At 56.4% G+C, this 14,223-nt stretch carries 14 protein-coding genes and 1 tRNA gene; all 15 read right to left on the reverse strand.

The genetic code is table 11. The features are described from left to right. Positions 1–3: 3 nt before the first annotated feature. Positions 4–207 (reverse strand): HrpT family type III secretion system protein, encoded by a 204-nt coding sequence (gene hrpT, locus AC07W7_RS16360; RefSeq protein WP_076965169.1) that lies wholly within the window; start codon positions 205–207, stop codon positions 4–6. Then, the gene (sctC, locus tag AC07W7_RS16365) at positions 204–2,345 is read right to left on the reverse strand and encodes a type III secretion system outer membrane ring subunit SctC (protein ID WP_495039704.1); all 2,142 of its coding nucleotides are present in this window, start codon (positions 2,343–2,345) and stop codon (positions 204–206) included. Before sctC ends, hrpT begins: the two co-directional genes overlap by 4 nt. Before the next feature lie 14 nt (positions 2,346–2,359). Next, on the reverse strand, positions 2,360–2,770 hold the full coding sequence (locus AC07W7_RS16370; RefSeq protein ID WP_232243957.1) for a type III secretion protein: 411 nt from the start codon (positions 2,768–2,770) through the stop codon (positions 2,360–2,362). Beyond that, on the reverse strand, positions 2,754–2,972 hold the full coding sequence (locus tag AC07W7_RS16375; protein ID WP_076965172.1) for a hypothetical protein: 219 nt from the start codon (positions 2,970–2,972) through the stop codon (positions 2,754–2,756). Before AC07W7_RS16375 ends, AC07W7_RS16370 begins: the two co-directional genes overlap by 17 nt. 88 nt (positions 2,973–3,060) lie before the next feature. Further along, positions 3,061–3,981 (reverse strand): type III secretion system stator protein SctL, encoded by a 921-nt coding sequence (sctL, locus tag AC07W7_RS16380; protein ID WP_495039725.1) that lies wholly within the window; start codon positions 3,979–3,981, stop codon positions 3,061–3,063. Between the two features lie 232 nt (positions 3,982–4,213). After that, entirely contained in the window at positions 4,214–5,008 is a 795-nt protein-coding gene (sctJ, locus tag AC07W7_RS16385) for a type III secretion system inner membrane ring lipoprotein SctJ (RefSeq protein ID WP_099167954.1), read from the reverse strand. Positions 5,009–5,865: 857 nt separating this feature from the next. Then, positions 5,866–6,777, reverse strand: a complete 912-nt coding sequence (locus AC07W7_RS16390) for a sigma 54-interacting transcriptional regulator (protein ID WP_076962862.1) — start codon at positions 6,775–6,777, stop codon at positions 5,866–5,868. A 400-nt stretch (positions 6,778–7,177) separates the two neighbouring features. Next, complete coding sequence (gene ychF, locus AC07W7_RS16395; RefSeq protein ID WP_029295691.1) at positions 7,178–8,278, reverse strand: redox-regulated ATPase YchF; 1,101 nt, start codon at positions 8,276–8,278, stop codon at positions 7,178–7,180. 22 nt (positions 8,279–8,300) lie between these two features. Next, positions 8,301–8,885 (reverse strand): aminoacyl-tRNA hydrolase, encoded by a 585-nt coding sequence (pth, locus tag AC07W7_RS16400; RefSeq protein WP_032857782.1) that lies wholly within the window; start codon positions 8,883–8,885, stop codon positions 8,301–8,303. 168 nt (positions 8,886–9,053) lie between these two features. Next, positions 9,054–9,650, reverse strand: a complete 597-nt coding sequence (locus AC07W7_RS16405) for a 50S ribosomal protein L25/general stress protein Ctc (protein WP_169897870.1) — start codon at positions 9,648–9,650, stop codon at positions 9,054–9,056. A gap of 137 nt (positions 9,651–9,787) precedes the next feature. Next, positions 9,788–10,729, reverse strand: a complete 942-nt coding sequence (locus AC07W7_RS16410; protein ID WP_003171603.1) for a ribose-phosphate pyrophosphokinase — start codon at positions 10,727–10,729, stop codon at positions 9,788–9,790. A 45-nt stretch (positions 10,730–10,774) separates the two neighbouring features. After that, positions 10,775–10,849 (reverse strand) — tRNA-Gln (locus AC07W7_RS16415). A 36-nt stretch (positions 10,850–10,885) separates the two neighbouring features. After that, positions 10,886–11,734, reverse strand: a complete 849-nt coding sequence (ispE, locus tag AC07W7_RS16420) for a 4-(cytidine 5'-diphospho)-2-C-methyl-D-erythritol kinase (RefSeq protein ID WP_495039705.1) — start codon at positions 11,732–11,734, stop codon at positions 10,886–10,888. A gap of 1 nt (position 11,735) precedes the next feature. After that, entirely contained in the window at positions 11,736–12,353 is a 618-nt protein-coding gene (gene lolB / locus AC07W7_RS16425) for a lipoprotein insertase outer membrane protein LolB (protein ID WP_070996768.1), read from the reverse strand. Between the two features lie 4 nt (positions 12,354–12,357). After that, positions 12,358–14,082 carry a tetratricopeptide repeat protein gene (locus tag AC07W7_RS16430; RefSeq protein ID WP_169897868.1) on the reverse strand — a complete coding sequence of 575 codons (1,725 nt, stop codon included), beginning with the start codon at positions 14,080–14,082 and terminating at the stop codon, positions 12,358–12,360. Positions 14,083–14,223: the final 141 nt, after the last annotated feature.

The raw sequence follows: 14,223 nt of genomic DNA on the forward strand, positions 1-14,223 counted from the left end.
CCGTCATCGCTCCAGGGAAATCGTCTGGTAATCCGCGCGCTCCCCCGATGGGCCGGGTTCGACACGCATCTGCGGCGGCCACCACACCACCATTTTCCCGGCGCTCGATTGTGGCCGGGAGCACGAGTCACCCCGGCAGGTCGGTGTACACCCCACCATCAGCAGGGCCAGGCTGATAAGGGTGATGCAGGCGAGTCGCTGTTTCATGGCGCAGTCTTCCGGGTTGGAGTGAGCAGGGAGGGGCGGGAGACACCGATATGTTCATCCTTGAGCACCGGGCGCATGGCGATAAATACCTCCGCCTCTTCACCCGGCTTGAGCCAGGCCCGAGGCCAGACGCTGACGGCCAGGGTCTGGGAGTTGCTGCATTCGTTCTCATCGATACGCACATTGCGCTTGAACTGGTTGCGCATCACCACCACCGCCACGTTGAACTGCGGGCCGGCGTACCACTGGCTGCGTTCGGTATTGAGCGCCAGCAGGTCACGGGTGCTGCACAAGGTGTTCAGGCCCAGGGGCATGGGCTCGGCCTTGAACGCATTGGGCACTTGCCCGGTGACCAGGTGCGCAAGGGCGCTGGTGATATCGCTGCGCTTGATTACCGGCTGATGCTCGGCATAGCGCCTGGCCAAGGGCTTGAGGGCGGCCTGCAGTTCCACCTGGTCGTCCTGGGGCAAATAGCGCGACGGGTCGGCCTGGTCGCCGATCACGCGCGGGGTTAGGATAAACAGGCGTTCGCGGCGGTTGTTCTGGCGCTCGGTGGAAGAGAACAGCGTCTTGCCCAGTAGCGGGATATCGCCCAGCACTGGCACCTTGTTGCGTCTGTCGGCGCTTTCGCTGACATGGAAGCCGCCGACCACCAGCGAGCGTTTTTCCGCCATCACCGCCTGGGTGCTGACCTTGCCGCGGCGTACATCGGGGCCGATGCGTTCGGGGTTGCTCTCGTCGAAGTTGCCGTCTTCAATATCTACCGCCAGATGGACCTGATGGCTGCCGCGCGAAGTGATGACCCGTGGCACCACCTGGAAACTGGTGCCCACGGTGATGGGCAAGATGGTTGCGTTTTCGACGCCAGCGGTCAGGTACTGGGTGCGGTTGAAGTCAATCACCGCCGGCTGGTTTTCCAGGGTCAGCACCGAAGGGTTGGACACCATGGTCGCCAGGCCCTTGGCCTCCAGGGCACGGATATCGGCGTAGAAGCGGTCGCGGTTTTCAATCGACATCTGTGCGGAGGTGCCCGGCGCCATGTTCACCCCGCCACGAAAGCGGCTGTTCTGGAAACCCCAGTTGACCCCGAACTCACGCAGTTTCGTGCGCTCGATATCGAGAATGATCGCGTCGATCTCCACCAGCTTGCGTGCCACATCGAGCTGGGCGATCAGCTCGCGGTACATGGCCTGGCGCTCCGGCAGGTCATAGATCAATACGGCGTTGTTACGCACATCCGCTTCGACGCGGATCCGGCCTCTTGCAACCGGTGCCCTGGAGGTGAGCGGTATGCCTGGATTCATCTGCCCGAGGGGAGCCGCCGGGCCGAGCATCTGGTCCAGCATCGGGTTGCCCAGGCGGGGGAGGATGGGGGTGACAGGGGAGGGTTGCGATGACGAGGCGGGACGCGAGGTCATCGACGAAAGCACTGAGGTGTCCCGAGGCTCCAGCAACCCTCGCAGCATGCTGGCTACTCCGGGGATGGTCAATTTTTCGCCACGATAATCAATCGGGCGGTCTGCCGCGTTGGCGAACTTCAGGGGGAACGTCAGCACACTCTGTTTTTCATCGGGAGATTTACGCTGGCTGCTGAACTGTTTGATCTGGTCGATATAACGTTTGGGGCCCGACACCAGCACCACACCCTCGTCGGGTAATTCTCCCCAGCCGAAACGGCTATCGAGCAGGCCAATGTCGGTCAAGGCCTGCTTTAAGTCAGCCACGGTTTCGGAGGAGACCTCCAGGCGCGCGGACTCCTGTTGGTCCAGGGTGCTGATGTACAGCGTGTTGTTGTACATGTACCACTGGAAACGATGCTCTACCCCCAGTCGGTCGAGCAACGACTGCGGGGTATTAGCGCGGATCTTGCCATTGACGTTGCCCTCCAGCAGGCCGTCGATCTGCAACTGCGTGCCAAAGGTCTGGGCGAAGTCCTCCAGTACCTCTTGCACCGGCTTATGTTCGGCTTCATAGGCATACGCAGTGTTCTTCCATTCGGTGGGGATCGCGGCGAGCGTATTTTGTAGAGGCATAAGCAACCAGGGCAGTACCAGCAGGCAGCGCCAATTGGTTTTTTTGCGGGCATCAGCAGGCGAGACGGCGCGCAAGCGAATGCGCTTGTGGTGCTTGTTGTTCATGGGGCGTTCTCTGATTAGTGCGGCAGCAACCGTAGCGAGGTGGGAGTGAGTTTCTGAGGCGGCCTGGCCTGGCGCGCGACAATGGCGCGCCAGGTATCGCGTTGGTTCAGTAGGGACTCGATACCCTCCAGCAACTGTTTTTCAGCGCACCCGGTGTGCAGGCATTGAACCAGCCAGAGCATGCCAGTGCCTGGTGCCTGGCTGAGCGCACCCTGGAAGTGATTCAGGCTCACGCCTCCTAGCCGCATCCAGCCGGTCAGGAGTGATTTTTCAGGTCGGTTGTGGGTAAGTTGCACACTCAGTAGCAGCGTGTGCGCATGGCGTCGCAGGTTGATCTCATCGTCGCCTTCAAACACGATGAGTTGTTCTTGACGGCTACTGAACCAGTGAGAAATGAGATCGTTCAATTTATTGGAAGCTGTCAAAAGTTGTCTTGACCATCATATGGTTTGCACGACCCTGCTCATGAAAAGCCAAGTCGGTGAAAAATAGATGTTCTAATAATTTATAAAATTGTTCAGCGTCGCCCTCAAGTTCTATTGCGTCTTTAATACTTGCATCTAGGTCTCTTTGTACCTTGCTGCCTGTGTGTAAAAGTTGACGTGATAGGTCGCTAAAAAATTTCATAAGTTTTCCTCTTGTGTACGCTTGTTGTGGTGTTAATTCGCTATCTGGTTCCTTTATGTAATGAGTTGTGTGTAACAGTATGTTGCTTTCAGAGGCTGGCTCTTGTGGTTGAAATGGCTTCGCACATTGAATTCCAGCTGATGTGATAGTCGCCCTCGTCTGTTTTAAGTACGAGCGTTTGAGGCTTGACCGTTTCATCAGGCTGAAGATTCCAGGCCGTGGTGCTATGACTGGCAAGGCAGTGTTTTGCATCTTCAATTTCATGTGGGTTGCAGAATAGAGTCGCGTTGATCGCGGGGGGCAGGTTTGCCAGCAGTTGCTTGATCATGGCGGCCAGGCGTTTGGGGTCTGGCGTATCGTCAAGCAATAGGCGAATGGCTTGGGTGGTGATTGAGGTGGCGTGTTCTTCAAGGTTGTCATACATCTGCTGACGGTCATTATTCCAGCGGCTTAGCTGGGCATCGGCGCGCAGCCAGAACTCAAGAGTGAGCTTTTGCAAGTGTGCCTTGGATTGCTCTTTCGCCAGCTTCAGCATTTCATTTGCCTGGGCTCGAGCACGGCTCAGCACCTGGTGGGCCTGGGCATAATCGGTAAGGGTTTCGCGTGGGATCAGGGGGTGGGGTTGTCTTTGGGAGTCTGCGAGCAGGTTGATTTTGCGTCGAGCCAGCATTGTTATGCTCCTTGTTCGTGCGATCCGGGGGGGGGCGTGGGGCGTTGCGGTGGCGCGCCAGACAATGGCTTGCCACAGGGTGTTGAGTCGACTGTTGCCGTGTTCGAGGGAGAGGGTGTTTTTTTCCATTTCAAGTACCCGCTCACAGGGAAAGCGCAGTCGAAGACGCTGCCATGTATCGGGTTTCACCCAGCTACGCAGTAGTTGCAACGGATCATCTTTGTGTAAAAGCATGTCAGGAGGCAGCGCCTTGGAAAGCCCAATACACCACTGGTGATGACTTTTGCTTATCGGGGCTGCGTCTTCGGGGCGGCAGGTCGTGTGAAGCAGTGCGAGCATCAAGTTGAGTTGTTCGGTTGAGGCCAGTGCCAGCCGTACTTCCGTGGGCTGGGGCGCAGGGGGCAGGCACGGGGCAATGGCCGCAATGGTCTTTGGTAACCGGCTTGCTATACGCTCCAGCGCATCAATGGCAGGGAACCTTTCTGCGGATCTCCAGGATTGATGTGAGGGTTTCCAGGGGAACGCCCACCATTGTGCCCAAGCTAGATGATCACTGATCGGACGAGGGGCTCTACGTGTCATGAGCAGGCGCGACCGGTTCCTTAGGGGCTAGCGTTTGTTGCCGTTGTCGGCGCAGGCGCAAGAACAGCAGGGTGCCCACCGTCAGTATCAGGCCCAGTAACGAGAATGAAACGCTCAAGTGCCAAAACCTTAGATCCTCCCCAGGCACCAGAAACGGCCCAAAATAGACCAGGCGTTGTTGCTCTTGATACGCTGCGGCCGGTACAAATATCACGGTGAGTTTTTGCGGGTTTTCTTCCGCAGTGGTCATGCCAGGAATACTGCTCGCGACCAGTCGACGCACGCGTGTACGGATGTTGTCGGGATCGAGGCGCGGATCGTGCTTGATAAATACTGAGGCCGATGCGGGCTGGATGGGCTCTCCCGGCGCGATGCGCTCGGGCAATACAACGTGTACGCGCGCGACAATCACACCATCTATTTTAGACAGGGTGGCCTCAAGCTCCTGGGATAAGGCATAGATGTAGCGGGCACGTTCTTCTAATGGCGTTGAGATAACACCTTCTTTACGAAACGTCTCGCCTAGAGTGGTCCGGGCTGTTCGAGGCAGGCCGGCAGCGTCTAGCGTGCGTACGGCACGGCCAATATCGTTTGCATCGACAATAACGACAACGCCATCTTTTGCGGGCACTTTTTGCGCTCGAATACGTTTGTCTGCCAGCTCCGCAATAACTTCATTGGCCTCTTGCTCGGATAGTTGGCGATGGAGTTCGACGCGGTCGCTACAACCGTTCAGCATTAATACAAGCGATAGAAGTAATGCTATGGGCAAGAAGTGATTCATTATGGGCTACTGCAAATTACAGATTTTGTCGATGCATTGAGTAGTCTTGCCAAGGCTTTTTACCATAATTTGTGATAGGAATAATGAGCTGGAAAGCTGGTTCGGGAATTTGGCCAATTCATCTTTGTCGGCATTCCTGCTTATCGATCTCAAACTTCTGGAAATACGATCTGTTGCTTTGATAAGTTGGTTTGATGCTTCGATCAACACGCTTGGGCCGCTTGCCGTGGCCGTTACGTGTATCGGGGATTTTGAGTGTTCAAGGGTCGAGGTGAAAAAATCAATATCTGCTTTGGAGGTTGAAGAATCATGGGTTACGTTAGAAACGCTGAAACCTCTATGCATTGATGAAAAACTCTCCATTTCCTCTATTTGCATATAGAACCTATTTTTTAAGTTTGTGGGATTAGGAATAGTGGTGGGGGTGCTGTTTCACTCAGCGTAAGTAAACCTCTCCGATTGATAAATCGGAGAGGTAAGTTTTATTACTGACGAGCTTGAATGGACGATTTTTTGTACGTGTCTCGCTTGGAGTCGTTCAGATCTTTTGCACTTTGAAGGTGGTCTTCTTTTGCCTGGAGCTGTTCCGCTCTCATCGCGTCATCGAGTGCAGCTTTGCTCGCGTTAAAGCTGTTTGCATCTACGCCACTTACGCCACTGACCATAAGTAAATCTCCAGTTTTTGATTTTTAAAAATTGTGCAGCTGGCCAGAAAGCAAGGGTTTGACGCGTTAGCTGTTTCGTACCCCAACATTCTCTGGCTATAAAGTGTGTGGTTGCCGCTCTTGAAGTGGTTCCCTTTGTGTCTGTATAACGCATATCAAAATATTTCCATGTGTCGTACCCGGTTTAGGGTGTCAGGCCAGTGATATGGCCAGTTGCTTCATTCGGTAATAAAGCGTGCGCTTGGCAACACCTAAATCCAGGGCGGCGAAATCTACGTTACAGTCATGGCGGCGTAGTGACTCTTCAATCAGAAGTTTCTCAATTTGCTGCAGTCGTTCCTTAAGTCCCATTCCTGTCTCCGGGCACTCAACTAACGGCTCAGCGAGTGGTGGCAAATCCAACACAAAACGTTTGGCTGTCGAGCGCAGCTCACGGATATTGCCCAGCCACGGATGGCACAGCAGTTGTTGCAGCAACACATTGGGAGCTAGCGGCACCGGACGGTTAAAACTCTCTGCCTCCTGGCGGACCAGGTGCAAGAACAGCGGGATGATACGTTCGCGTTGATTTCGCAGGGCCGGGAGGCTGATATTGACAATATTCAAGCGGAAATACAGATCCCGCCTGAACGCACCTTGCTCCACTCTTTCACGCAGTGAATGCTGGGCAGAGGCGATAATGCGTATATCTAGCGGTATGAAGCGGGTAGAACCCAGGCGCTCAACGCCTCGTGACTCCAGCACACGGAGCAATTTGGCTTGCAGCGTGAGTGGCATGCTGTCTATTTCGTCCAAGTATAAAGTGCCCAGGTGGGCAGCTTCGATAAAGCCTGCTCGTGACTGTGTGGCTCCGGTATAGGCCCCACTGTTGACGCCGAACAGTTGGCTCTCTGCTAGCGTTTCCGGGATCGCGGCACAGTTGATGGGGACGAATTTTCCTTTTCGATTGGATAAGTGATGAACACGTTGCGCCAAGGTATCCTTTCCGGTGCCCGTCTCGCCTAGTAATAAAATGTCGACATTTTTTGTTGCCGTGTTATGAATAGTATTCTCGATAACCGGGCACTCAATAAGCCCTATGTCTGTTTCAAAGGCGCTCGACATATTGTTGTGGCTCCATTGTTACGCCGTTTCATTATTGTGAATCCAAGGTGTCGTTATCAGTAAGTAGATAGTAAATAGTAAGAGTTGTCATCGTGTATGGAAGTAAGAAATGGTGACTGTAAAGCGTGAAAAATATAAGTGTAGGCGGTCAAGTGGCAAGAGTGTATTTGATCGGGCAGATAGTCTTGTTGTTGATGGGAATAATCCTAAAGATAATGTTGTTTTTATTTTCTGGTTTTTTCTGGGGGGAACGGGTGGCCAATAGTGTTTGATGTTGTGCAACAGTTATATGAGTTTTTGTTTCATTGGGCTGCCTGTGCTTCGTCAATAATCATCGCCCACAAAAAAGCCGATGCAGAGCATCGGCTTTTTGTTCTACCGCTTGGGCCGTACAGCCAGCTTACACGTTGAAGCGGAAGTGCATCACATCGCCATCCTTGACGATATATTCCTTGCCTTCCAGGCGCCATTTACCGGCTTCCTTGGCCCCGGCTTCACCCTTGAACTGGATAAAGTCGTTGTAGGCGATGACTTCGGCACGGATAAAGCCTTTTTCAAAGTCGGTGTGGATCACGCCCGCGGCTTGTGGCGCGGTGGCGCCAACCTTGACGGTCCAGGCACGCACTTCTTCGACACCGGCGGTGAAGTAGGTCTGCAGGTGCAGCATTTCGTAGCCCGCACGGATCACGCGGTTCAGGCCAGGCTCTTCCAGGCCCAGGGCCTCGAGGAACATGTCTTTCTCTTCGCCGTCTTCGAGTTCGGCAATTTCCGCTTCGATCTTGTTGCACACCGGTACAACCATCGCGCCTTCTTCTTCGGCAATGGCCAGGACCACGTCGAGCAGCGGGTTGTTTTCAAAACCGTCTTCCGCCACGTTGGCGATGTACATCACAGGCTTGGTGGTCAGCAGGTGGAAGCCCTTGATCACGGCCTTTTCGTCGACGCTCATGTTCTTCATCAGGCTGCGTGCAGGCTTGCCCAGGGTGAAGTGGGCGATCAACTGCTCCAGCAGGGCCTTCTGCACCACTGCGTCCTTGTCGCCGCCTTTGGCGTTACGCGTAACCTTTTGCAGCTGCTTCTCGCAGCTGTCGAGGTCGGCGAAGATCAGTTCCAGGTCGATGATCTCGATATCGCGTTTCGGGTCGACGCTGTTGGAGACGTGAATCACGTTCTCGTCTTCAAAGCAGCGGACCACGTGGGCGATGGCATCGGTCTCGCGGATGTTGGCCAGGAACTTGTTGCCCAGGCCTTCACCTTTCGACGCGCCAGCCACCAGGCCTGCGATATCGACGAATTCCATGGTGGTCGGCAGGATGCGCTTGGGGTTGACGATGGCCGCCAGGGCCTCCAGGCGGGGATCGGGCATCGGCACGATACCGGTGTTGGGTTCGATGGTGCAGAAGGGGAAGTTCTCCGCCGCAATACCGGACTTGGTCAGGGCGTTGAACAGGGTGGACTTGCCGACGTTAGGTAGGCCGACGATGCCGCAATTGAATCCCATGGTGTTTCCCCTCGGATAAGAGTCAGGCCTTCTGGCTGTGCAGGTTTTTCATCGCACGGTTCCATTCACCGGCGAAGATATCCGGCAGCACGCCGAGGGCAAAATCGATGCTGGCATCGAGTTTTTCCTGTTCGGCGCGTGGCGCACGACCCAGGACGAAATTTGAAACCATACTGGCAACGCCTGGGTGGCCAATGCCGAGCCGCAGACGGTAGAACGTATTCTGATTGCCCAACTGCGCAATGATGTCGCGCAGGCCATTATGACCGCCGTGGCCGCCGCCTTGCTTGAGCTTGGCAACGCCGGGTGGCAGGTCCAGTTCGTCATGGGCCACCAGGATTTCCTCGGGTTTGATCCGAAAGAAGCCCGCAAGCGCCGCGACAGCCTGGCCGCTGCGGTTCATGTAGGTGGTGGGAATCAGCAGACGAACATCCTGACCCTGATGCGAGAAGCGTCCGGTCAGGCCAAAATATTTGCGATCGGCCACCAGGTTGATGCCTTGGGCGTGGGCGATCCGCTCAACAAAAAGGGCCCCTGCGTTATGCCGGGTCTGTTCGTATTCGGCGCCTGGATTTCCCAGGCCAACGATCAGTTTAATGGCAGTCACGACAGGGGCCCTTCCTTTGGAGTTGTGGATAACATCGCCGCAACCTCATTGCGGCGAAAGTGGACGACAGGAGCTCACTTATCCAGAGATAAACTTCGCGTTATCGCCCGCTTTCTCGCTACGTTTCGGTCCGCGATGTTTCCTCAAGCTCCGGCATTACAGAGTGAATTACTCTGCAGCGCCTTCTTCAGCTTCTGGTGCAACGCGCGGAGCGTGAACGTTTGCAACAGCTTTGTCATCACCGTGAGCCAGTGCGACGAACTCAACGCCTTTAGGGGCCTTGAGGTCGGACAGGTGGATGATGGCACCGATTTCAGCGGTCGACAGGTCGACTTCGATGAACTCAGGCAGGTCCTTTGGCAGGCAGGTCACTTCGATTTCGTTCACAACGTGAGAAATCTCGCCGCCTTTCTTGATCGGTGCTTCTTCACCGATGAAGTGGACAGGCACGATAGCGGTCAGCTTCTGGCCAGCAACAACGCGAACGAAGTCAGCGTGCATGATGAATTGCTTGGACGGGTGACGCTGCATGGCTTTAACGATTACGTTCTGCTTGGCGCCATCGACGTTCAGCTCGATAACGTGGCTGTAGGCCGCTTCGTTTTCAAACAGCTTGGCGATTTCCTTGGCCAGGATGGTCACGGATTCAGCAGGCTTGTTACCGCCGTAGACAACAGCAGGAATGTTGGCGGCGTGACGCAGGCGGCGGCTCGCACCTTTCCCCAGGTCAGTACGCGCTTGAGCGTTCAGAGTAAAGTTAGTCATGTTGTATCTCCAAAATAGCCATCATCGAGTGGCGTTTGCGACCAGCGCCAGGCTCGACATGGGCAAAAAAGCCCCGCCCCAACAGAATGTCGGGGCGGGGCGCTTTTCGTCAGGTTGATGCCGCCAAGGGTTGACCCTTAGCGGAACATCGCGCTGATCGATTCTTCATTGCTGATACGGCGAACCGCCTCAGCAACAACCGGTGCGATATCCAGTTGACGGATACGCGCACAGGCTTGAGCCGCTGCGGACAACGGGATGGTGTTGGTCACCACCAGTTCGTCCAGCACAGAGTTCTCGATGTTCTCGATCGCTCGGCCCGACAGCACAGGGTGTGTGCAGTAGGCGAAGACTTTAGCCGCACCGTGCTCTTTCAAGGCTTTTGCCGCGTGGCACAGGGTGCCGGCGGTATCGACCATGTCATCGACCAGAATACAGGTACGCCCTTCGACATCACCGATGATATGCATCACTTCAGAGTGATTGGCTTTCTCACGGCGTTTGTCGATGATCCCGAGATCCACGCCCAGGGATTTGGCAACAGCCCGTGCACGCACGACGCCGCCAATGTCCGGGGACACGATCATCAGGTTTTCAAAGCGCTGGTCTTCGATGTCATCCACCAGGACGGGGGAGCCGTAGATGTTATCTACCGGAATATCGAAGAACCCCTGGATTTGGTCAGCGTGCAGGTCAACCGTGAGAACACGGTCGATACCTACCACGGTCAGCATGTCAGCGACGACTTTCGCGCTGATCGCCACACGTGCAGAACGCGGACGGCGATCCTGACGGGCATAACCAAAGTAAGGGATTACAGCTGTGATTCGAGTCGCTGAGGAGCGGCGGAAGGCATCAGCCATCACGACGAGTTCCATCAGGTTGTCGTTGGTCGGAGCGCAAGTCGGCTGAATAATGAAAACATCTTTACCGCGGACATTTTCATTGATCTCGGCTGTAATTTCGCCGTCGGAGAACTTACCGACAGAGATGTCACCGAGAGGGATATGCAGCTGACGTACAACACGCCGAGCCAGATCGGGGTTAGCGTTCCCCGTAAAGACCATCATCTTGGACACGCGCAGTACCTAGAGGCTGAGGGTAACCTGGATGAGTATAGAAAATGGCAGGGGCGGCTGGATTCGAACCAACGCATGGCAGGATCAAAACCTGCTGCCTTACCGCTTGGCGACGCCCCTGTATCTGTTGCAACGAGTACCCAGTACTCGGTTCCTTTAGAGCAGACTTTGCAGCTTGCGATGCAACATCGAAACGTTGCTTCCCTTTGCTACAAACCCTGTAAGGGTCTCTGTAAGAAGGGCCGAGACTTTATCAGCTTCAGCTTTGTTTGGGAAGCCCCCAAACACACAACTTCCAGTTCCGGTGAGTTTTGCTTCGGTAAATTTACCTAACAAATTCAATGCGTTACATACATCTGGATAACGCCTTGCTACCACCGGTAAGCAGTCATTTCGACTGTTTCCCTTGGGAACGGGGCGCACTTTAATGGGAGAAGAGTTACGTGTCAACAACGGATCTGAAAAAATTTCTGCTGTACTTACAGATACTTGCGGGACAAGCACGACATACCACGGCTCTTCGGGGTCTACAGGGGTGAGTTTTTCCCCGACACCCTCAGCAAATGCGGCGTGTCCACGCACAAAAACCGGGACGTCGGCGCCCAGGGTCAGGCCCAGTGCGGCCAGGCGATCTTCATCCCAGCCCAGCTGCCACAAGTGATTGAGACCGAGCAGGGTGGTGGCGGCATTCGAGCTGCCACCACCGATACCGCCGCCCATGGGCAGGATTTTATCGATCCAGATATCGATGCCCAGGGTACAGCCGGATTGCTGCTGAAGTTTTTTGGCGGCCTTCACGATCAGGTTGCTGTCGTGGGGCACATCGGCAAATTCGGTGTGCAGCTGGATCACGCCATCGTCGCGCACGGCGAAGGTCATCTCGTCGCCGTAGTCGAGAAATTGAAACAGCGTCTGCAACTCGTGGTAGCCGTCTGCACGACGGCCGAGGATGTGCAGCATCAGATTGAGCTTGGCCGGGGAGGGCAGGGTCAGACGTTCGCGCATGTCATTGCCCCAGCTTGCGTGGTTGCCAGTCCTTGATCACCAGCGTGACATCAAGGTTGGAGCCGTGCAGCTTGATGCGCTCGGGCAGCCAGTAGCCGCTTTGTTCCACGTAGCTCAAGTATTCAACCTGCCAGCCATCCTGTTCCAGGGTGGCCAGGCGACTGTCGCCATTGAGGCTCAGGCGGCTCTTGCTGTCAGGCGCGGGCAGGCCGCGAACCCACCAGACCAGATGGGAGACTGGCAACTTCCAGCCGACCTGCTCTTCGAGCAAGGCCTCCGGCGAGGGCGCTTCATAGCGGCCCTGGTTGGCCACTTCGAGGCTCACTTGCCCCGGTCGGCCGGTCAGGCGTGCGGCGCCACGGCCCAGGGGCCCAGAGAGGCGGATATCGTAATAGTCCTGGCGTTGCAGCCAGAACAAGGTGCCGCTGCCCGAATCCTTCGGTGCGCGAACCCCGATCTTGCCCTCGATCTGCCAGCCATCAATGCTGCTGAGCTGATCCTTGTGCTGGCGCCACTGTGCCGGGTTGCCCTGGCCTTCGACGGATTCACGGGCACCGAAGCCCGCACAACCGGCGAGCAGGGCGATAAAACTGAAAACGATGGCGTGTCGCAAAAACATAGAATTAAAGAGTCTCGGATCCGGTCAGGCGCTTGATGGTGCTGCGCAGGATAGGGCTGTCGGGTTGTTCCTTGAGGAACTTGGCCCAGATTTGTCGGGCTTCGCGCTGGTTGCCTTTGGCCCAGAGCACTTCGCCCAGGTGCGCGGCCACTTCCTGGTCGGGGAACCGCTCCAGGGCCTGGCGCAGCAGGCGTTCGGCTTCATCGAGGTTGCCCAGGCGGTAATTCACCCAGCCCAGGCTGTCGAGCACCGCCGGGTCTTCCGGGTTGAGCTGGTGCGCCTGTTCGATCAGAGCCTTGGCCTCGGCATAGCGCGTCGTCCGGTCTGACAAGGTGTAGCCCAGGGCGTTCAGTGCCATGGCATTGTCCGGGTCGCGCTTGATGATCAGGCGCAGGTCCTTTTCCATCTGGGCCAGGTCATTGCGTTTTTCGGCCTGCATGGCGCGGGTGTACAGCAGGTTCAGGTCGTCGGGGTATTGCAGCAGGGCCTGGGCGAGGATTTTCCAGGCGCGCTCCCCCTGATTGTTGGCCGACAGGGTCTCGGCCTGGATCAGATACAGCTGGATGGCATAGTCCGGCTCGGCATCGCGGGCAGCGGCCAGGCGCTTTTCGGCTTCGTCGGTGCGGCCGTTGTTCATCAGGATATCGGCCTGGCGCAGTTGTGCCGGCAGATAGTCGTTGCCGGGGCCGACCTGGGCGTATTCGATCAGCGCGCCTTGCGGGTCATCCCGTTCCTCGGCGATGCGTCCCAGGTTCAGGTGGGCCGAATCGACATGGCTTTCCCGCGCGATCAGGTCTTCCAGGTAGCCCTTGGCCTCTTCCCAGGCCTTGGCTTCCAGGCAGACCAGCGCCAGGGAGTAACGCAATTCGTCATCGTCCGGGTATTGCTGGACCAGGCTGGCGAACTCTACCTTGGCGTCTTCCATGCGGTCCTGTTCCACCAGCATGCGGGCGTAGGTCAGGCGCAGGCGCTTGTCGTCCGGGTACTTCTTGATGCTTTTTTGCAGCAGTGGCAAGGCTTCCTTGCCCCGGTTGAGGCTTTGCAGCAGGCGCGCGCGCAGCAGCAGCGGGGCGACTTCACCCTCTTCCGGCGGGTTTTGCTCCAGCAGCTTGAGGGCGGCTTGCGGTTCGTCATCCTGTTGCAGCAGCAACGCCTTGCCAAATACCAACTGGCTATTGCTCGGGTGCTTTTGCAGCAGGCGGTCGAAGCTTTTCATCAGGCCATCGCGGGTGTCCTGGTCGGTGTCGGCGGCCGACAGGGCGAGGAAGTCGAAATGGGTGTCGCCCTTGCCCTGCAAGACTTTTTCCATGTAGACCATGGAGTCGTCGTAGCGCCCGGCACGGGCCAGCTGGATTGCCGCGGCGCGCTGGGCTTCCAGGTCTTGCGGGGCATTTTTGGCCCAGATCAGCGCGGTATCCAGGGCGGCCTGGTCGGCGCCCAGGTATTCGGCGATGCGAAACGCCCGCTCGGAAATCCCCGGGTCCTGGGTGTTGATGGCCTGGGTCACGTAGTTATCCAGGGCAATGTCGAAACGATTGCGCTGGCCGGCCAGCTCCGCGCTCAGCAGGCTGAACACCGTTTCTTCGCTGAACGAGGCATAAACCTTGGGTTTTTCAGGGGCGGGGGTGCTGTCTTCCACCGGCGCAGGGCTCTGCGGCGATACGGGGGCCATGGACTGGCAGCCGCCGAGGAAGGCAAGGGCAAGGAGCAACGCGGAAGATCTATTCATATAGGAAGAGGACGACTAACCTGCGGTCGGATCATCATGACACAAGCCCTCGGCCAAACATAACCGAGTCTCAATTGGTGCCTTTATAGACACAAGGCATTAGGACAATAGACGACGGTGGTTGTTCTGAATCAGTCGAAG

Source organism: Pseudomonas sp. GW821-FHT01D09 (assembly GCF_059422465.1).